Genomic DNA, 19,156 nt, shown 5'->3' with positions numbered 1-19,156 from the left:
TATACTCCTCCTATCTAGATCGTATTGATAATCAGAATTTAGGTGCTAATTTCATTCACTACTGAATAAGGATACATTTCACCATTGATAAGTAGGTAAAGTTCGTTGTCTAAGAACTTCACTGCTTCGACAGTTCCACTTTTTACACCGGTATTTGCTACCATTTGGCCATTTTCTACGGTGTAAATTCCATAGAGATACTCTCCATCAGGCATCATAGTTCCATCGTTGTTTCTTCCGCTCCAAACATATGAGTGTAACCCTGCTTCCTGCACACCCAAATCTTCTGTATAAACTACTTGTCCCTTTGAATCATAAATCTCTAAATATACTTGGGAGCCGTTGTCTAATCCATAGTTTAGTCCTTCTGCTACCCCACTTTGCAAGTCAATGGTGTTGTCATTCACCACAACGGTTTTTCCTATCAAGCTTGCAGCTTGCAATTTATTGAGCGACATTTGGGAGTTAACCATTTCTTGAATTGCTTGGCTCATATTGGTTATTTGTTCAGTGGAAGATAGTTGAGAAAGCTGAGCTACAAGATCTTTGTTTTCCATCGGTTGAGTCGGATCTTGGTTTTGTAATTCTGTAACCAACAGTTCTAAAAAAGCTTCTTTGTCTAATTCTTTTTTTATTTCTCTGTCTTTTTTTGCATCATACGTACTTTGATATATAGAATCCATCGATACTGAGTTAAGCATTCAAATCACTCCTTAAATAATCATCAAAGGTGTAGTAAGTTCCTTCTTCTGGCTGATCGTCATTCTGATCTTCTTCACTGTATTTTTTCTGCTCTTGCTCTTGTTGATGTTGTTGATTTTGATCGGCTAAATAATGTTCTTCTTGTGTGACATTCACTTTTATACTGATGGGTTGGTATCCTTCATCCCTTAAATTTCCAACTAAAGACTGTAATGTTTTTGATATAATATTTTTTGCATTTTCGGTTTCTGTTGATATGTTAACAGTTACGGCTTGCCCGTTTTTTAATATCTGAATATCGACTTTTCCTAAGTCAGGAGGAGATATTTTTACTGAGAAACTTTCGTTTAGAAAGGTTTGAGTGTTTTTAGAAATAACTACTTCCTTTATTTGAGCGTTTAAATCTTTTAGATTGGTTGTAGGGATACCATCTTGTATATTATTTTTGTTGATTTGTAAGGATTTTAAATCTATTTCATTAGTGCTTGGATCGGTTTTTAATTGTTCGATATTTAAATTTTTGCTAATGTCTCCTAAATTACTGGTTGGTGCCAGTTTAACAGTATTATTTTTTTGTAATTCAGAGTTTTTATCTTTGTTTATGTTGTTTTTTCTGGTTTCATAAGGGTCAAAATACACATTCTTACCAAAGTTGTTTTTTGTATTTAAAAGATCCGCTTTTGGATCAAATTGCATTGCTTTTATAGAATCATTATTCTCATTTTTATTATTCTTTGTTTTATCGATGTTTCCCTTAATCAAGGAATTGGTTATGAGATTTGTTTCTTCAATTATGCTTGATAAAGAGTTTCCCATCTTTGAATTATTGGTGTTAATTATATCCATAGCAGTTTTAATTATATTTAATTCGTCAGGTGTAAATTCTGTTTTAAAAGATGAGAGTATTTTTTGAGCTTGCTCTAATGTATTGATTTCATCTTTGCTTTCTATACTTTTTGAGCCTTTTTCTATTAATTGTAATAATTTTTGAATATCAGCTTGAACAATCTGATTCGTTCCTTGTGAATCTTTTGAATGCAGATTGTTTTGTGACAGAGTGGAGGGACTTTTTTCTGTGGGTTTAGAATGCTTAATCAAACCTTCTGAAGATATTTCACTTGTACTCTCTTTATTCTCTTGGCTTTCTTTTATGATAATGTTAAAAGCTTTTTGTAATATCTCTTTATCTTCTTCTGTGAGTTGGGTTTTAGAAGAAGATAATATTTTCTTTGCTTGCTCTAATGTATTGATTTCATTTTTGTTTTTTGTACTTTTTAAGATTTCTTCTATTCTAGAAGATAATTTTTGGATATCAGAGTTGACAATCTGATTGACTTCTTGTGAACCTTTTGAATGGAGGCTGTTTTGTAACATAATATTGGGACTTTCTTCTATGGAATTAGAATACTTGATTAAACCTTTTAAAGGTATTTCACTATTACTACCCTTTCTTTCTTTTATAATAACGCTAAAAGCTTTTTGTAATACTTCTATGTCATTCTTTGTAAACTCTGTTTTAGGGGAAGACAAAATTTTTTGAGCTTGAATTAATAATTCCTTTTCATCGATGCCTTTGGCGTTTTTGGTAGAAACTTCTATGAGTAGGAGTAATTGATCGACGTCCAAATGGATATTTTTTGTTTTTTTAGTATTTGAAATTAATAAATCTTTCGAATCAATAGTATTCAGTGTGACCGATAACTTATTATTTGTCACTTCTTTTTCTGGCATAGGAGATTTTTTAAAACCAAGGCTGTCTTCTTCTACATTGTTAAAAATATCTTGAAATTTTTGATCAAAGGATTCTAATTTAGCATTAGATGCATTCGCAGTAAAGTGATTAATGTTTTTTGATTTGGGTAAATTAGTTGTAAGATCAGTTAAGGCAATGTTCAAAATTATTCGCTCCTTTTTTCTCCCATTTTGGCTATCACTTCAGCAGCTTTTTGTGGGTTAACAAGCGCAAGAGCTTGCAGTATTTCAGCGGCTGATTTTGATTCAAGCGTTGCGAGTGCATCTACTAATAATTCCACGCTTACTTCTTCTCTACTTAAAGCGTTAGCAATTTGTTGAGGGGTTGATCTAGCCAGCCAATTGGCTAGGGTATTTATTCTGGCATTGTAATCGTTGTATTGGTCAATTTTTTGTTGATATTCTTGATTTAACTTTTCTAATTCTTCTCTTTGAGCCATTAAATTTGCACTTTCTTGTGAAATTTGGTCTAAAAGTTTTTGTAATTCATTTTGTTCGGCAATTAATTTTTCTCTTTCGTCTTGTATAGCTTTGAGTTTGCTATCTAACAGTTCCTTTTGCAAATAGAAAGGATCTGAAATCTCCAGATATTCATAATTAGATAAATTTCTTAATCCTGGTATAAAATCGATTAAATATGCCATATAACTTCTCCAACTGTTTTGAAGATTCAAATTGAGATACGAAAGCCTATTATATTCGAAGTAGATGTAACCAACTCCAAGTAGAAAAATAGCCACAATCAAGGAAATTAGAATAATTCTTAAGAATTTTTTCCCCGATCTTTTTTTTGGTTTCGGATTTTCTTCTTGTTTTTTTTGCATTGGAAATTTCCTCCTTACACTAATATTTTTCTTTATAATAGTCAATTTTCCTAAACACAAACATCATTTGCTTCGCAAATGAGAATTTGGAAGTTATTTCAAAGCATTATGAAAAAACTTTTGCACAGTACAGTAAAATTAAGAAAGGCGGTTTACACCGCCTTTTTGAAAATTTCTATAATTTAAATATTTTCTTTGTTTTGTGTTATTTCATTGGGGACTTCTTTTATGTGAAGGTCTAATTGGTTAAAAGGTATTTCAACTTTATTTTCTTCGAATTTTTGTTTAATTGATTTTGCTACATCCATCGACGAATTTATAAAATTTTCTTGTTTTGCCCAGAACCTTACAATGAAGTTTATTGAAGAATCGGCGTAACCATCAAAAACGATTAGCGGTTGATGGTCATCATCTATGTGCACTAATTCGGCTGATCGTACTGCTTCATCTATTACGTTTATTACCTTGTTTAGATCGGATGAGTAAGATACTCCAACTTTTACCTCGTTTCTTCTTATGTTTGTAGGCCAATAATGAATGATCTTGCTTGACCAAACTTCTCTACTGGGAAGGTTGACTCTTCTTCCATCCCATGTTCTTATGACCACATGATTAACGTTTATCTCTTCTACTGATCCAGATATTCCATTTATTTCGACAGCTTCACCATCTACTACAAGATGGTTCAACATTATTAAAAATCCACATATTAAATTACCAAGAGGTTCTTGTACTGCAAAAGCGACTATTATACCACCTATTCCTAATCCAGCAAGAAATGCGCTAAGGTTGGTAAAAATTACAGAAATAATGATAAAACCACCTAAGGTATACATAGCTATGTTCAATATCGTCATTAAAGATTTCTTGTATTGAAGCGTTACTCTTCCGCTTTTTTCTGCTGTGTTTATTATGATTCTATAGATAAATTTTGCTAAATACCTCGCGATAAAGAGAATTGCAACACTGATACCAATTCTTATTAGATAATTGATAGTTGTTTGGAGCCATTCTGGCATTTTGAACCCCCCCCTTATTAAATAAATAACCTGTTGTATTCATAGTTAATGATACTCATTGCATATATAGCAGAAGTTTCAAAACGAAAGATACTTTTACCCAAATTAACAGTTTTGAATTCGTTTGTAGAAAAAAAGTCTTTTTCTCTTTTTGAAAATCCATATTCTGGGCCAACAACTAAGTTTATTTTCTGTGCACCCTTTAACTCTTTTAAGACTTTTCCTAAATTGTCATTTGTTCCATCTAAGTCTAGTACTATCGTGTCTTTCTTGGGAATTTCCTCAAATTGTACAAAATTAATTTGAGGGATATGGGCAAAAACAGTTTGTTTGGATGTTTCTATTATAGTTCTTTGGAATTTATTCAAATTTGTATAATTTATATCCGATTTTTCCCCGCGGTAAAGGTAAAAACTATTTGCCCTTAATTCAATCATTTTTTCTAATAGTAAGTGCATTCTATCCCATTTACTCATACCAAAATATACTGATACATATGGTTTGTAATCTTCTTGAGGTTTTTCTTTGTCTATAATTTCAAGAACTGTTTCTTTTTTACCTATTTTTACTATTGTTGCCGTGAATAATAACCCATCACCTGTTATTACTTTTATTGTTTCTCCCTCGACTTTTTTTGTTATTTTTAAGTGTGCAGTTTCTTCTTCGTTTAGAATAATTTCTTCATTTACTTTTTTCCCGTAAAACGTATTTGGCATCTATAATCAACCTATGAACTCTTTTCCCATGTAAGGAATGAGTTTTTCAGGAATTTCTATCTTGCCATTAGCCGTTTGATAATTTTCCATTATAGCTACTAAAGTTCTTCCAACTGCTAATCCTGAACCATTTAGTGTGTGAACAAAATTTAACTTATTTTCTCTATCCCTGTACCTTATGTTTCCTCTTCTTCCTTGAAAATCTTTTGTATTAGAACATGACGATATTTCTTTATAATCATTGTAGCTAGGTAACCATACTTCCAAATCATAAGTCTTGGCTGCTGCAAAACCTAAATCTCCGGTACAGAGAGCAACAACTCTATAAGGTAAATTCAAAAGTTGCAGCACCTTTTCTGCGTGACTTGTTAATTCTTCCAACGCTTGAGAGGATTCTTCAGGAGTTGTATACCAAAATAATTCTACTTTATCGAATTGGTGTTGTCTGATCATTCCTCTTACATCTTTTCCATAACTACCTGCTTCTCTTCTGTAACAAGGTGTATAAGCAACGTATTTTAAGGGGAGTGAATTAAATTCTAAGGTTTCGTTTCTATGTAAACCAGCCAGAGAAACTTCGGCGGTAGAAATAAGGTACATTTGATCCAAAGAAGTTTTATATAAATCGTCTTCGAATTTCGGCAGTTGACCTGAAGAGGTTATAGTTTCTTTTGTAACTAGATGTGGAGGCAGTATAAAGGTGTAACCGTGATCTTTTGTATGTAAATCGATCATAAAGTTGATTAAAGCCAACTCTAAACGGGCTATGTCACCTTTTAAGATGGTGAATCGAGATCCGCTTAGTTTAGCTGCTCTGTCAAAATCTAAGAGGTTTAATTCTGTGCCTAAATCCCAATGAGCTTTTGGTTCAAAATCAAATTCTCGTGGTTTTCCCCATCTTCTTACTTCGAGATTTTCGTTCTCATCCTTTCCAACGGGTACACCGCTGTCAGGAATGTTAGGCACACATAATAATTTATAATTTAAATTGTCTTCAATATTTTTCAAATCTGATTCCAGATTTTTTATTTGTTCAGAGATTTCCTTTCCCTGGATAATTATTTCTTCGGCCTCATCATTTTTCTTTTGGGCTTTTAATTTAGCAACTAATTTTGAATTTTGATTTCTTTGGGCTCTAAGAGTTTCGATTTGTTGCAACAATTTTCTTCTCTCTTCATCGAAAGAGATAATTTCATCTATTATAGAAGTTTCGTTGTTTCTTTTTGTTAAAGCTTCTTTTATTTCTTGTGGATTTTCTCTGATATACTTTAAGTCTAACATTTTACCCTCCCGAAGTGAATGTTTTTAAAAGTATTATGAAAGTTATAATTAGACTATTTACTTAAACTATCTAATAAAGCTGAATTTTTGACTTGTATTTTACCGTTTTCTAATTCTTTTAAGGCGATGCTTACGTAGTCTTTTTTCTCAGTAATCCCTTTCAATTCATCTAAGTTTTTTAGAGTTTCAGCCCTTTTAGCTGCAATAATAGGAATTACATATTTATACTTCGCTTTATTTAATATTCTATCGTAATTTATTCCCAAATTCATTTGATTTCACCTCTTAATTTAAAATTCATAGTTGTTTTTTAAAAAAAAACGGAGTTTTGTCATCGAACCTTTCTCTCTTAAGTTGTTCTGCCACGAGAACTGATATGAGTTGATTTGTTGATTCTTCAATTTCCTGGTTGACAATAACGTAATCGAAATCTTTCATATGAGAAATCTCCCACTGTGCATCTTTTAGCCTTATTTCCAAAGAATCTTTTGATTCGGTACCCCTTTTTTTTAGTCTTTTTTCTAGATCCTCATTTGAGGGAGGTAAAATAAAAATGTATATGGCGTTCTTATAAATTTTTTTAATATTTAAAGCTCCTTGAACATCGACATCTAAAACAAGGCCTCGACTTTCTTTTAACTTTTCCTCAATAAATTTTTTGGAAGTTGCATAATAATTTCCATGAACCTCAGCCCACTCGAGAAATTCTCCATCTTCTTTCATTTTAAAAAAGGTGCTTTTATCAACAAAAAAATAATCTTTTCCGTCAATCTCTCCTGGTCTTTTTTCTCTTGTGGTATAGGAAACAGAAAATGAAAAGCCAATAATTTTGTCTAAAACATTTTTTATCAATGTAGATTTTCCTGCACCTGATGGTCCACTAACGATGTAAAGTAAACCCTCCATTTTTATAGTACTTCCTTGCGTATTTTATCCAAAACTTTTTCTATGTCATAATAGTTCTGCAAAAATCTATTGGTAATTGTTTCTGGTTGGATTGCGCTGGCTATAACATGGCCAGAGTCGGTTATTATAAATGCTCTAGTTTTTCTTCCGTGGTTTACTTCTAATAACTTTCCTTGCTGTTCGGCGATTTCTTTTAATCTTTTTAAAGGTTGAGAAGTAGGAGAAACAATGGCTATAACCCTATCACCAACAACGATATTTCCAAAACCTATGTTAATTAATCCATACATGAAGAACACCTCCACCAACAAAAAGATTTAGCTAAGATTCATCCTTGCCTTAAACACCTTTAAAATGCAAATTATGCGTACTTCAATGCGATATTTTTGATCACTTACCATAATTCAATGAAGATTTTGAACTTGCTCTCGAATTTTATTAACCAGGGTTCTCCCTTCCAAGGAAAGGTTAGTTATATCTAAAATTTTTGACTTGGAGGCGATCGTGTTTAATTCCCTATGCATTTCTTGACAGATAAAATCTAGTTCTTGCCCTATACTGTCGTTATTATTTTCATTTTCTAGAAAATTTTTAAACCTTCTAGTGTGACTTTTTAATCTATCCATTTCTTCGCTAATGTCGGCTCTTTCTGCTAATAAGACTATTTCCATTTCTAACCTATTTTCATCGATGCTATCTATATTACTAATCAAAGAATTAACGTTGTGTTTTAACTGTTCTCTATATTTTTCTTTCATTTGCTGAGCATTTTCCTCTATTTTAATAATGATATCTTCAAGTTCAGTCAAATAGCCATCAAGAAAGTCTTTTAGATCTTTCCCTTCTTCCTTTTGATATTTCAATACGGTTTCGATAACCTCTTTTAAAACTTCTTTCGCACCTTCCCAAATATCATCGATAGTTTTTTCATCAATGGAAATTTTAACAATATCTTTAAATTTTAACAGATCTTCTAAATTAACATCATCTGCTAAATGCAGTTCGTTGATCAAACTGTTGAGGGCGTTGTAATAGGCTTTAGCTAGCCCTAAGTCAACATCGATTATGTCGTCTGTTTTCAATAATTTTATATCTACAGAAATTCGCAAGGTTCCTCTTTTGAAGTATTTTTTCACAAGATTTTGAATATGTAATTCTAATGGAGAAAACAAAGGTGAGATTGAAGTGTTGATGTTTAGATTTTTGGAGTTGAGAGATTTTATTTCTACATTATAGCTATAATCGCCAATATTTTTTGTTAATCTCCCATAACCGGTCATACTTCGCATAATTTCGCCCCCTTTATGTTTATTATACATTAAAAAGTCAATAATTCAAAAATTTTAAGACATTTTTTAACTTAATCACGAATAATTCGGCCTCATCGTCGTTATTCAGGTGAGATAAGCTAATTCGTATCATACCACTTGCCTCGTCATTTTTGTATCCCATACTTTCCATAACTCTACTGAAGGATTTAATCTTACTTGAGCATGCAGAAGTGGTTGATACATAAATTTCTTCTTCTGAGAGGGCGTTTACAATAATATCTCCTCGTATATTAGGAAAGAAAAAAGCTAATGTATTTGGAACGGAGTTTTCTAGGGGAGTAACTATCTTTGCTCCCATTTTTAGTAATTCTTCGGCTAGATGATCCCTAATATTTTTTATATTCGAATTCATTATGTCAAGATTTTCAATAGATTTTTTCAAAGCCATAGCCGTACCTATGATTCCTGGAACATTTTGCGTTCCTGCTCTCATCCCATTTTCTTGAGAACCTCCTGTTATGAAGGGGAATATTCTTGTTCCTCTACGTTTGTAAAGAATACCTACACCTTTTGGACCATGAAATTTATGTGCAGAAAAGGAAGCGAAATCACATTTATATTTGTACAAATCAAAGGGAATTTTACCAATAGCTTGTACAGCATCAATGTGAAAGTATGTTTCTTCATTTTTTTCTTTTATGATTTTGTAGGCATCATCAACAGGTTGCAAGGTACCGACTTCATTATTTGCAGCCATTAAGCTCACTAGTATGGTATCTTGTCTTATATTTTTTGACAATTCATTTGGATCTATTACTCCTTTATCATTCACATTTATATAGGATACTTCGAAGCCATCCCTTTCTAGTTGCTTGAGTGTGTTAATAACAGCGGAATGCTCTATGGTAGAGGTTACAATATGTTTTCCTCTATTTTTGTTGGCTTTAGCAACTCCTTTTATAACCCAATTTATTGATTCAGTAGCACAAGAGGTGAAAAAGATCTCCGTGGGTAAAACTTTAAGTACCTCGGAAATTTGCTCTCGTGCTTCTTCTAAATCGTTTTCAACATTTACTCCAAATTGATGAATAGAGTTGGGATTTGCATAGTATTCTGTCATATATTTCAAAATCAAATCAGCAACCTCTCTATCAACTTGGGTAGTTGCGTTGTTGTCGAAATAAACCACGTTAGCTTCCTCCTCACAGTTGATTCAAAAAGATCAAGGTAAAAGTACTACCTTTACCTAATTCAGAATAGGCTTTTAATTCAATATCTAACGCATCAGCTAGTTTTTTTGCTATTGATAATCCTAATCCATGGCCTTTATCGCTTCGAGAAGAGTCCACTTTGTAGAACCTTTCAAAGATATTTTTTAATTTAGTTTGTTCAATACCGATACCATGGTCTTGTATACTTATGCTCTTTTGATCTGGGTCTAATTTTATTGTTATCTCTTTTTGATTTGATGAGTATTTTATTGCGTTTTCAATGAAAATTTTGAGGATTAAAGAGAGATATTCGTTAGAGCTGTTCACTGTAAAACTTTTTCCTTGTATATCTATATTGAATTCGTTCAATTCTAATTTAAAAAGGTTCAAAGTTTCTTTTACTACGTTTTTAATATCAATATTTTCTTTTTTGATTTGGTAATCGTTTTTAGTCAGAAGCAAGAGCTGTTCAACTAGATCCCTTAAATATTCGCTGGATGCTTCTATACTGTTCAGTGATTCTTCCATAATTTTGGGATCGTTTTTCCCCCATCTTTTCAGCATTTTAATGTAACCATTTATAGAAGTTAAAGGTGTTCTCAGCTCATGAGAAACATCGGAAACGAATTGATTTTGTATTTCAAAAGCATTTTCAATTCTATCCAACATAGAATTTAATTTTTGTGCGAAGATATCGAATTCTTGTGATTTTTGTTCTGATATCCTCTTATCTATGGTATTGGCATCTATTTCAGATATTTGTTCTGCCATTTTGACTACTGGTTTTAGTGTGCTTTTTGCTAAAAAATAAGATACCAATAGTGATATAAAAAGACCAGTCGTTATTATGACAAAAACGGCTTTTTCAAAGTTTCTCAAAAGAGCTGTTAGCTCAAGAGATGGTCCGCCGACTATTAAAAGAGATGAACCAAATATAGGAACACCTGCAAAGATGTAGTACATTCCATCAGATTCATAAAGATACGGTAACCTAGGAATTTTGAAATTCTCCTTTATCAAACCATAAGGGTCTGAAATCAACTGTCCGTCTAGAATGACGATCCTGTTTGATAATAAACTTCTTCTCAATACACTTGAATCTTGCATAATTTGGTAAAGCAAATCTAGAGGTTCCTGAGGATTGTTAGCATTTCCCCTATTCAGTCCACTTACATTCAATTGTGCAATATACATGTCGTTGTAACTTTGAAGTGTGAATTGTACAAAAACGATCCTCACTATGCCAACAATTGTCAATACTATACTCATAGTAATGGCTGTAAAAACTATTGTTTGTCTAAAAATTGCACTATGTTTTACTTTCTTTCTCCCTAATAACGTAACCAACACCTCGCACAGTTTCTATATTTTGTGTGGAATCTTTCAATTTTTTTCTTAAATAATTGATGTATACTTCAACTAAGTTGTTGTTCTCTTCATCGTAGTATCCCCAAATCTCTTCTAAGATTTTTTCTTTTGAGACAACTATATTTTTATTGATAGCCAGTAACTTTAGTATGTTAAATTCCGTGAGGCTCAAATGAACATTTTTTTTGTTTACAAGAACTTCCATGTTTTGAGGATAAATCTCTATGTCTCCTACTTTTATTAGTTCTTTAGTTTTCCCCATTCTTTTTAATAAAGCCTCTATTCTTGCCAATATTTCTTCTATTTCAAAAGGTTTAACGACATAATCATCAGCATTTTTTAAACCTTTAACCTTACTTTCCAACTCTCCTTTGGCTGTGATCATTATTATTCCAATATCACTGTCATAGTCTCTAATTGCCTCAGCAACTTCAAATCCATCTCTTATAGGCAACATTATATCCAATAATATTATATCAGGCTTAAAATTTTCATAGAATTTTAAAGCCTCATCTCCATCTTTTGCTATTTTTACGTTGTAGCCGACATGAGTTAATTCCAACTCTAAAAGCCTTGAGATTGCTTTATCATCTTCTACCACTAGAATTCTAAACATTTGTAATCCTCCCCAAAATTAAAATTAATGTCTTTAAAAACTTTAATAGCGCCCCTAGTTAAAATTCAATTGATAAACTGATAGTGTGTAAGCTTTGATGGTATAAGTAAGAAAACAAAGCCGCGCTTTTTTGAAAAGGGAAAGCATACTGCGCACCGAAATTAAAATATAAAGTTGCTTGATCTTTCTTACTTATTGAGAGGCCAATTCCAGGGTATAAAGACAATTCGTTTTTTTGTTTATCTCCAAAGGTATAAGTTTTTGCAGCCACTAAATCGTAGGTTAGTTGATTTAAATCTACTAAAATACTTCTAAGATTTTCTATCTGACTGTTTATCTGAAGAATACCGTATAGACCAAAATTATTGAAATCTTCGTAATCGTCTAATAAAAAAGATATATTTATCTGATCTTCTTCATTTTTCAGGATCGCTCCAATTCTTACCTTATCTTTCAATTCCGTTGCATATGCAAATTTAAAGTTGTTATTAAAGTCAAAAGAGATATCAAAGTAAGATTTGTTGAATTGCAAAGAAATATTAGACATAATTTCGTTAGAATAGAATTGGTAACTTACTCCAAATGAGGTTTTTATATGTGAGACATTTTTTGTTTTTTCATTGTTTATTAGATTTTCTAGATTAAACCTTGAAGTAACTAAAACTCTGTATTCTCCGTCTTTTTCTGCCAAATAATAATTGTTTATATTTTCATTAAGGTTAACATCTGTTTCATTCACACCAAAGCTTTCATAAAATTCAACTTTTTCTAGATCCGTAAGAAATGAAAAGTTTGATTCTAGAAATCCGATAGCATCTTGATTTTCAAGCGGGGGACTTTTATGGTTTTTTTCTAAAAAGATTAAATAATCATAGACATTTTTTGAAATTTTATGTGAAGATGAATATGTGATCACTTTGTTTTCTCCTACGTTGTCATCCAAGAAGTTGAAAAAATCTAATATTTCATACGATAATTCGTCTTTACCAAACAAGATTATACTATTCGAGTTAGGGACTCTTCTAACCCTCTGATTTAAAAGCATCAGTATATTAGATATTTTTGCTATTTCTAAACTATCAAAGTTAATCTCTGTAGCATTTTGTACTGATCCTTGAATTATTAAATCGAAATCTCCCACCAAATACAAATTATGTCCTATTTTTTTGTATTCATAGTCGGTAGAGTATAAGACAATATCTAAAGCGCTTTCCAAATCTAAAGTATTTATTTCCTTTGTAATTTTCCCTAAAGTATTGGCTTTTGTTAAAATAATGCTTCCACTAGCTTCCTCAATTTTTTGTAGTACTTCTTGAAGAAGGGTTTCATTAAAACTTAAGTGAATATTTGAAAAGTAAAAAGAGGCTGAAAAGACGACTATTATTAATATTAGAACTTTTTTCAACTTTTGTCACCTTTCTTATTTTATCTATCAATTTTTAGTGCATAATTCTCAACTTTAATTATTTCACTGGGATCAGTACCTGAACTTGTAACAACCTCTATTAAAATTTCATCCACTCCTAATTCAGTAACTAATTTTTCTGTGAATTCATCTGTTTGATTAGCTAAGAGAGGTTGTTGGGATTTTACTATAATTTTGTTTCCTATCTGGTTATTTGTGGTAGAGTTCCATTTTTTCATGTAGATATCATAATTAATAGATGAGTTTCCCGTATTTTTTATTTCAAAACCGATTGTTATATTGTTATAGAAGTCGTTTAAAATATTATTCTCTTTTATGTATACGTTTAATTCCGAATTATATACATTATCTCCAAAATCTATTATCACTGGAATATTGATTTTACTTTGCACCACTTGAGTTTCATCGTTGTTTTCTCCTATTAGGCTTAAGTTAGCGTAGTATTCGCCCCTTAATTCTACCAAATTTGATCTTCTGTAATCTGCTATTAGATTTGCTTCTACTTTTTGGTATTTAGGTATTGATAATTTGTTAGATGTAATAGATAAATACTTATAGTTAGTATTTCTATTAAAAAAGTTTTCTTGCTTTTCAAAATCCAAAAAAACGTTTATATCTAAAAAATCATTATTAAGTATATCCAAAGAAAATTCTACCGGAGTAGTGATATACTCCCGTGGGCTCATTTGTTTAGGTATTTTTATATAAATTTGATCAGGATATGTAGTTATGTTAACCATTTTTCTTTCTTTGTACGTATCCTCTGATATTTTGAATTCTTTCTCATAAACGTATTTTTCTTGAAAATAATCTTTATATCCATAATATAACTCTGCTCTAATCTTGTATTCTTCGGGAACTAAATATTTTTCGATAAAAATATCGCCTTCTTTGCTAGTATGAGGTAAAAGATTTATAGATTGGTCCTGAAAAAGGGATTTTTGAAAAATCAAATGATTATTACTTAATTTATACAAAGAAAATGTTCCCCAAACATCAATTTCCCAATTGCTATTGTTAGATAATCGTATCGGGAAAAAAGTACCTAAGTTCTCTTTATTTGAAATAAAGGGGGAATCACAATACATATCTAAAGAAATTTGCATATTCGAAGTATTCAAATCTACAATTTTTATAATAATTGGGAAGCTAATTTTAGATACCTTCGAATCGATTGGTAAATTATCCTCAACCGATACAGAAAAAGTAATAATATGAGTACCTTCTGTAGATTTCGAACCTTTGACTAAAAAATCGGCTTTTTTTGTTTCATAGGGCAGTAAACTAATTTCATTTGGATAAGATACTTCAAAGAGTGAATTTTCTAAAAACGAACTAATATGTACAATAATTTTACTGTCGGAGTTGTTAGTGAAATAAAATGACACAATCTCTTCTTTGCTGTTGACTAGCTCGATAGTCTTAAAGAATGAATCAAGATTCAAAGAAAACAACAAGTTAAAGATATTCAAAAAAATAAAAAGTAGAATTATTTTTCGCAAGAGATTATCTCCTTTCCTAATTTTATTTATATTTCTCTATATTATATCACTTAAATATGATAAGATATTTTGGAATGACAAAAAATAATCAACATTAAAAGGAGTGAAGATATAGTGGAAGTTTCTTCTTTTGTGGATTCTACCTTTTTTTCCCTGGTAATCTTTCCCATTATAATTTTTGCCATGAGGCTTTGTGATGTAAGTCTGATGACGATAAGAATCATCTTCGTCTCAAAAGGGATTAAGTTTTGGGCATCGGTACTAGGATTTTTTGAAATAACGGTATGGCTTATAGCTATTTCTCAAGTTATGAATAATTTGGATAAACCTCTTTATGCGATTGCCTATGCCTTGGGATTCGCTACTGGAAACTATCTGGGGGCTTTTTTGGAAGAGAAAATAGCTATTGGAGTAAATTTAGTACGTGTCATAACCAATAAAGAAGCCCAACCTTTAGTTGATTATTTGAATAAAGAGGGTTTTGGAGTGACGAGTATAGATGCGGAAGGATCTAAAGGACCTGTAAAAATTATCTACAGTGTGGTTAGGAGGAAAGATTTAAAAAAGATTATCGATATAGTTAATGAGTTCAATCCAAATGCATTTTATTCAATCGAAGAAGTTCGTGGTATCAACAAGGGAATTTTTCCTCCACAAAACGTTAATTTCAAATTTAGAAATAAACTCACTAGAAAAGGGAAATAACTGATAAAAGTAGTAGTTTGATTAAAGACATCAGAAGTATAGTTTTTTTATGGTATAATTATAATGTACATTTTTTAGTTGTTAGTTGCTTTTAAATTATCGGTAGAAGGAGGGAAATCTATATGGCTTTAAAAATTTCCTCACCAGTTTTTAAAAACAACGATTATATTCCAAGTACTTATACTTGCGAGGGTAGGGATATCAGCCCTATATTGTTAATCGAAGGAATTCCCGAAAAAGCGAAATCTTTGGCGTTGATAATGGACGATCCAGATGCTCCGATGGGGACCTTTGTGCATTGGGTAGCATGGAACATTGAGTTAGTTGAAGAGATTCCTGAAAGGATCCCAAAAGAATACTCTGTAACTAATCCGCTTTCATTAAATCAAGGGAAAAACAGTGCTCATCAAACTGGATACATGGGCCCTTGCCCTCCTGTTGGGCATGGAGTTCACCATTACCATTTCAAACTTTATGCATTAGATACAACTTTAGATTTACCTCAAAACACAACAAAAGAAGATTTATTGAAAGCTATGGAAGGGCATATAATAGAAAAAGCTGAAATTGTAGGATTGTATAAAAGAGATTGATTTTTAGAAATTTTTAGCAATTCCTAAAGATACTATTTCAAAAAAAATAATCAGGAGGCGAAAGATGGATTTAAATCTCGATGTTGTACAGTTAGATATTCCCGAAGATACGAATATAATAGTGGGGCAATCGCATTTCATAAAAACCGTCGAAGATATCTATGAAAGTATAGTTACAACGAATCCTTCTTTAAAATTTGGCTTAGCTTTCAACGAAGCGTCTGGTCCACGCCTTGTAAGATACGATGGGAACGATGATGAGTTGATTAAAGTAGCTATCGATAACGCTCAAAAGATAGGAGCAGGTCATTGCTTTGTGTTAATTATTAAAAACGGGTTCCCAATAAACATAAAAAATCAACTATTGAATGTGCAAGAAGTACTCAATATTTTTGCTGCCACAGCAAACCCTTTACAAATAATTGTAGCTGAAAGTGATCAGGGAAGAGGTATATTAGGAGTAATAGACGGATATCCCCCGTTAGATGTAGAAAAAGAAAGCGACAAAGAAAAAAGAAAGACCTTCTTGCGAGAAGTAACAAAATACAAAAGATGGTAAGATCACAATATATTCTATTCATAACTAGGGAGAAAATATGTGGATATTTTTTACAATTTTAGCTTTATTAATATTATATTTACTTTTTTTCTGGATAATTCCTTTTTCGTTGAAGGGTGCAATCTTTGATCCAAGTAGAAAAAGAGACGTTAAAAAAATGGTTGACATAGCAGAAATAAAGGGGGACGAGATATCGGTAGATTTAGGATCGGGAGATGGCCGTGTTGTTATAGCCTTTGCTGAAAAAGGTGCACAAGCTCATGGTTTTGAGATAAATCCTTTTTTAGTTTTGATTTCAAGGATAAATATTAGAAGAGCCGGGCTAAAAGGAAAGGCATTCATTCATTGGAAAAACTTTTGGAAAGCGGATTTATCTAAATTCGATATTATAACAGTTTTTCAAGTGGATTTTGCGATGAATGAATTAGAAAACAAGTTAAAAAAAGAACTCAAGCCGGGTGCAAAAGTAATTTCAAATCAATGGACTTTCCCGAAATGGAAATATTCAAAATATGAAAATGGTATCTATGTTTATGATTCAAGTGAATTGCCAATAAAATAAAGGATGGTTTTATGGATCTAAATCATGAAGAAAAAGAAAGGGCTCTAGATTTTAGACTTCTTTTTTCAGTTATACTAAATTTTGGAATAACTATAACAGAGATATTAGGTGGAATCTTTTCTAATAGTTTAGCTTTATTATCCGATGCCATACATAATCTTAACGATACTACCGCAATTCTTATAAGTTATATAGCAAGAGTTTTGTCAAAAAAGAAACGAGACTCAAAAAGGACATACGGCTATAAAAGGGTGGAGACACTTGCCGCTTTTGTAAATACAGAAATATTAATGGTTATTGCTGTTTATTTACTTATTGAAGGTATAAATAAATTATCAAATCCATCGATCATACAAGGTAACATTATGTTAATAGTTGCTTTCATTGGTTTAGCAGGTAATTTAGCAACTGCATATTTACTGCATTCTGGTTCAAAAACAAATCTAAATGTCAGAGCTACTTTTGTTCATATCCTTAGTGATACCTTTTCGTCTATATTCGTTATCATTGGGGCATTTTTGATCATTTATCAAAAACTTTATATCGTTGATGCTATATTCACTCTTATGATAAGCGGGTATATATTTGTAGAAAGTGTACCACTACTTAAGAACACTGTAAATATATTACTACAAGGAACTCCAACGGATATTGAAATTGAAAAAATAAAAGCAAAATTGGAGAAGTTTGATTTCGTAAAAGATGTTCACCATATCCACATTTGGACAACCGACGGAAAAGACAAATACATGGAAGCTCATATAAGACTTCAAGAAAGTTTGGACCAAAATAATTATGATTTAGATAATTGCATAGATAAATTAAACAAAGTTTTAAAAGAAGATTTTGAAATCGATCATACTACTTTGCAATTTGAAAAAAATAGATGTTTGGAAGGAGAAAAAGTCACATGAGTGTCTTAAAAATTAGAGGGGGGAATATGCATGAGAATAAAACTAGGTGATGTTTTTACCGAACCGTTTAAAATAGTCGGTAAAAATCCAATCATTCTCATACCAGTCTTTATAGGGATTATACTTACTTTACTTTTCGATGCTATAAGATTTATAGGACCCATTGCTAATTTTTTATCTTCTATTGTTATAGGTATAAGTACAATGTTCTTAATCGCTTGGATCGCTATATTATTTGATCAATATAAAAAAGGGGAAAAAATTGATCTTAAAAATAGTTTCTCTCAAGTTAATCAACTTCTATTAGATATAATCGTGCTTTCTATTGTGGTAGGTTTTCTTATATCTCTTGGAACTTTAGCTTATGTTATCCCGGGTTTAATATTAGCCCTTTTCTTAATTTTTTCTCCGTCTGCATTGGTGGTTGACAAGCTTTCGGTTACCGATTCTCTAAAAAGGAGTTTTTCTTTCGTTTTTAACGGAGAAAACTTCTTACAAATATTTCTGCTTTTACTTGTTATTTTTCTTTTGGGAATGATACCTGTTGTTGGACTTTACTTATCAATTATTTTAGAATTTATTCTTTTACCTTACATTTATGTAGAATATTCAAAATAGTTGACTGTTGGTTGTGTGGCAAAGGGTTTCTAAATCAAATGTTAAAGTTTCTATAGGCAATATAAAACAAATAGTTGGAGGTGTTTTCTTTGAATGAAAAAAAGGCTCTTGGTATATTAGAATATTCTTTATCTAAGGAATTAGAAGGAATGCAATTTTACGAATCAAAAGCAAAAACAGTAAAAATTAAACAAGTTAAGGAAACCTTTGAAGATTTAAGCAGCATGGAGAAAGGTCACGCAGATTATATAAGTAGCCTAATAAAAGATGTAAAAAGTCATGATTATGGACATTTCTCACAACCCACTGATGTGGGCAAATCTTTTTCCAAAAGAGCTACCCAAGAAATAGCTTACCAGGGTGATTTTACAGCAGTAAAATCCGATATTCCTGTATTAAGAATGGCGTATCTTATCGAAGAAGATTTCATGAATTTCTATAACAAAGCTGCTGAAAGTGTTGAAGATGAAGAGTTGAAAAAGATATTGAATCATCTAGCAGAATGGGAAAAAGAACATAGAGATAGAATTTATACGCTCTATCAAAAATTATCCAAAGATTATTGGGAACATATGGATGTAGAACCATTGTATTAAAAAAAGTTGAAAGAT

The 19,156-nt window shown here is 31.5% G+C and carries 22 protein-coding genes; 7 read left to right on the top strand and 15 right to left on the bottom strand.

What is annotated here, in order from left to right:
* Positions 1-38 precede the first annotated feature (38 nt).
* The 15 genes from PMOB_RS00535 to PMOB_RS00465 all read right to left on the bottom strand — a co-directional run bounded on the left by PMOB_RS00535 (position 39) and on the right by PMOB_RS00465 (position 14,594).
* On the bottom strand, positions 39-701 hold the full coding sequence (locus PMOB_RS00535; protein ID WP_012207963.1) for a flagellar hook assembly protein FlgD: 663 nt from the start codon (positions 699-701) through the stop codon (positions 39-41).
* On the bottom strand, positions 694-2,598 hold the full coding sequence (locus PMOB_RS00530) for a flagellar hook-length control protein FliK (RefSeq protein ID WP_012207962.1): 1,905 nt from the start codon (positions 2,596-2,598) through the stop codon (positions 694-696). Before PMOB_RS00530 ends, PMOB_RS00535 begins: the two co-directional genes overlap by 8 nt.
* A 2-nt stretch (positions 2,599-2,600) precedes the next feature.
* Positions 2,601-3,278: a MotE family protein gene (locus PMOB_RS00525; RefSeq protein WP_012207961.1), complete on the bottom strand. Its 678-nt coding sequence runs from the start codon at positions 3,276-3,278 to the stop codon at positions 2,601-2,603.
* A gap of 182 nt (positions 3,279-3,460) precedes the next feature.
* The gene (locus tag PMOB_RS00520) at positions 3,461-4,297 is read right to left on the bottom strand and encodes a mechanosensitive ion channel family protein (RefSeq protein WP_012207960.1); all 837 of its coding nucleotides are present in this window, start codon (positions 4,295-4,297) and stop codon (positions 3,461-3,463) included.
* Between the two features lie 17 nt (positions 4,298-4,314).
* The gene (locus PMOB_RS00515) at positions 4,315-5,013 is read right to left on the bottom strand and encodes a 16S rRNA (uracil(1498)-N(3))-methyltransferase (RefSeq protein ID WP_012207959.1); all 699 of its coding nucleotides are present in this window, start codon (positions 5,011-5,013) and stop codon (positions 4,315-4,317) included.
* Between the two features lie 6 nt (positions 5,014-5,019).
* Positions 5,020-6,294 carry a serine--tRNA ligase gene (serS, locus tag PMOB_RS00510; protein ID WP_012207958.1) on the bottom strand — a complete coding sequence of 425 codons (1,275 nt, stop codon included), beginning with the start codon at positions 6,292-6,294 and terminating at the stop codon, positions 5,020-5,022.
* A gap of 53 nt (positions 6,295-6,347) precedes the next feature.
* Positions 6,348-6,566: a DNA-directed RNA polymerase subunit omega gene (locus PMOB_RS00505; protein WP_012207957.1), complete on the bottom strand. Its 219-nt coding sequence runs from the start codon at positions 6,564-6,566 to the stop codon at positions 6,348-6,350.
* 25 nt (positions 6,567-6,591) lie between these two features.
* Entirely contained in the window at positions 6,592-7,200 is a 609-nt protein-coding gene (gene gmk, locus PMOB_RS00500; protein WP_012207956.1) for a guanylate kinase, read from the bottom strand.
* A 2-nt stretch (positions 7,201-7,202) separates the two neighbouring features.
* On the bottom strand, positions 7,203-7,490 hold the full coding sequence (locus tag PMOB_RS00495; RefSeq protein WP_012207955.1) for a DUF370 domain-containing protein: 288 nt from the start codon (positions 7,488-7,490) through the stop codon (positions 7,203-7,205).
* Between the two features lie 114 nt (positions 7,491-7,604).
* Positions 7,605-8,489: a YicC/YloC family endoribonuclease gene (locus PMOB_RS00490; RefSeq protein WP_012207954.1), complete on the bottom strand. Its 885-nt coding sequence runs from the start codon at positions 8,487-8,489 to the stop codon at positions 7,605-7,607.
* A gap of 37 nt (positions 8,490-8,526) precedes the next feature.
* Positions 8,527-9,660 (bottom strand): cysteine desulfurase family protein, encoded by a 1,134-nt coding sequence (locus PMOB_RS00485; RefSeq protein ID WP_012207953.1) that lies wholly within the window; start codon positions 9,658-9,660, stop codon positions 8,527-8,529.
* A 13-nt stretch (positions 9,661-9,673) separates the two neighbouring features.
* Positions 9,674-11,032 (bottom strand): sensor histidine kinase, encoded by a 1,359-nt coding sequence (locus tag PMOB_RS10095; RefSeq protein ID WP_155811030.1) that lies wholly within the window; start codon positions 11,030-11,032, stop codon positions 9,674-9,676.
* On the bottom strand, positions 10,992-11,666 hold the full coding sequence (locus PMOB_RS00475) for a response regulator transcription factor (protein WP_012207951.1): 675 nt from the start codon (positions 11,664-11,666) through the stop codon (positions 10,992-10,994). The genes PMOB_RS10095 and PMOB_RS00475 overlap by 41 nt, the downstream gene beginning before the upstream one ends.
* Positions 11,667-11,724: 58 nt before the next feature.
* On the bottom strand, positions 11,725-13,071 hold the full coding sequence (locus tag PMOB_RS00470) for a hypothetical protein (RefSeq protein WP_012207950.1): 1,347 nt from the start codon (positions 13,069-13,071) through the stop codon (positions 11,725-11,727).
* Positions 13,072-13,091: 20 nt separating this feature from the next.
* On the bottom strand, positions 13,092-14,594 hold the full coding sequence (locus PMOB_RS00465) for a hypothetical protein (protein ID WP_012207949.1): 1,503 nt from the start codon (positions 14,592-14,594) through the stop codon (positions 13,092-13,094).
* Between the two features lie 114 nt (positions 14,595-14,708).
* Here PMOB_RS00465 and PMOB_RS00460 point away from each other — a divergent pair, with 114 nt between their 5' ends.
* The 7 genes from PMOB_RS00460 (at position 14,709) to PMOB_RS00430 (ending at position 19,141) form a co-directional block, all read left to right on the top strand.
* The gene (locus PMOB_RS00460) at positions 14,709-15,299 is read left to right on the top strand and encodes a DUF2179 domain-containing protein (RefSeq protein ID WP_012207948.1); all 591 of its coding nucleotides are present in this window, start codon (positions 14,709-14,711) and stop codon (positions 15,297-15,299) included.
* Between the two features lie 122 nt (positions 15,300-15,421).
* Positions 15,422-15,892 (top strand): YbhB/YbcL family Raf kinase inhibitor-like protein, encoded by a 471-nt coding sequence (locus tag PMOB_RS00455; RefSeq protein ID WP_012207947.1) that lies wholly within the window; start codon positions 15,422-15,424, stop codon positions 15,890-15,892.
* A gap of 64 nt (positions 15,893-15,956) precedes the next feature.
* On the top strand, positions 15,957-16,451 hold the full coding sequence (locus tag PMOB_RS00450; RefSeq protein ID WP_012207946.1) for an adenosine-specific kinase: 495 nt from the start codon (positions 15,957-15,959) through the stop codon (positions 16,449-16,451).
* A gap of 37 nt (positions 16,452-16,488) precedes the next feature.
* A complete protein-coding gene (locus PMOB_RS00445; protein ID WP_012207945.1) occupies positions 16,489-17,013 on the top strand; it encodes a class I SAM-dependent methyltransferase in 525 nt (174 codons plus the stop codon).
* 11 nt (positions 17,014-17,024) lie between these two features.
* A complete protein-coding gene (locus PMOB_RS00440) occupies positions 17,025-17,927 on the top strand; it encodes a cation diffusion facilitator family transporter (protein ID WP_012207944.1) in 903 nt (300 codons plus the stop codon).
* Between the two features lie 30 nt (positions 17,928-17,957).
* Complete coding sequence (locus tag PMOB_RS00435) at positions 17,958-18,545, top strand: hypothetical protein (RefSeq protein WP_012207943.1); 588 nt, start codon at positions 17,958-17,960, stop codon at positions 18,543-18,545.
* A gap of 89 nt (positions 18,546-18,634) precedes the next feature.
* Positions 18,635-19,141: a ferritin-like domain-containing protein gene (locus tag PMOB_RS00430; protein WP_012207942.1), complete on the top strand. Its 507-nt coding sequence runs from the start codon at positions 18,635-18,637 to the stop codon at positions 19,139-19,141.
* Positions 19,142-19,156: the final 15 nt, after the last annotated feature.

It is taken from the genome of Petrotoga mobilis SJ95 (genome assembly GCF_000018605.1).
GTDB lineage: Bacteria > Thermotogota > Thermotogae > Petrotogales > Petrotogaceae > Petrotoga > Petrotoga mobilis.
Note: the sequence above shows the minus strand (reverse complement) of the source record. Positions and strands in the feature narration are given on the sequence as shown.

Coding starts and splice junctions, on each gene's coding strand:
- PMOB_RS00525 (WP_012207961.1), bottom strand. CDS start 3,278: ATGCAAAAAAAACAAGAAGAAAATCCGAAACCAAAAAAAAGATCGGGG.
- gmk (WP_012207956.1), bottom strand. CDS start 7,200: ATGGAGGGTTTACTTTACATCGTTAGTGGACCATCAGGTGCAGGAAAA.
- PMOB_RS00475 (WP_012207951.1), bottom strand. CDS start 11,666: ATGTTTAGAATTCTAGTGGTAGAAGATGATAAAGCAATCTCAAGGCTT.
- PMOB_RS00490 (WP_012207954.1), bottom strand. CDS start 8,489: ATGCGAAGTATGACCGGTTATGGGAGATTAACAAAAAATATTGGCGAT.
- PMOB_RS00520 (WP_012207960.1), bottom strand. CDS start 4,297: ATGCCAGAATGGCTCCAAACAACTATCAATTATCTAATAAGAATTGGT.
- PMOB_RS00495 (WP_012207955.1), bottom strand. CDS start 7,490: ATGTATGGATTAATTAACATAGGTTTTGGAAATATCGTTGTTGGTGAT.
- serS (WP_012207958.1), bottom strand. CDS start 6,294: ATGTTAGACTTAAAGTATATCAGAGAAAATCCACAAGAAATAAAAGAA.
- PMOB_RS00445 (WP_012207945.1), top strand. CDS start 16,489: ATGTGGATATTTTTTACAATTTTAGCTTTATTAATATTATATTTACTT.
- PMOB_RS00435 (WP_012207943.1), top strand. CDS start 17,958: ATGAGAATAAAACTAGGTGATGTTTTTACCGAACCGTTTAAAATAGTC.
- PMOB_RS00505 (WP_012207957.1), bottom strand. CDS start 6,566: ATGAATTTGGGAATAAATTACGATAGAATATTAAATAAAGCGAAGTAT.
- PMOB_RS00450 (WP_012207946.1), top strand. CDS start 15,957: ATGGATTTAAATCTCGATGTTGTACAGTTAGATATTCCCGAAGATACG.
- PMOB_RS00535 (WP_012207963.1), bottom strand. CDS start 701: ATGCTTAACTCAGTATCGATGGATTCTATATATCAAAGTACGTATGAT.
- PMOB_RS00515 (WP_012207959.1), bottom strand. CDS start 5,013: ATGCCAAATACGTTTTACGGGAAAAAAGTAAATGAAGAAATTATTCTA.
- PMOB_RS00440 (WP_012207944.1), top strand. CDS start 17,025: ATGGATCTAAATCATGAAGAAAAAGAAAGGGCTCTAGATTTTAGACTT.
- PMOB_RS00455 (WP_012207947.1), top strand. CDS start 15,422: ATGGCTTTAAAAATTTCCTCACCAGTTTTTAAAAACAACGATTATATT.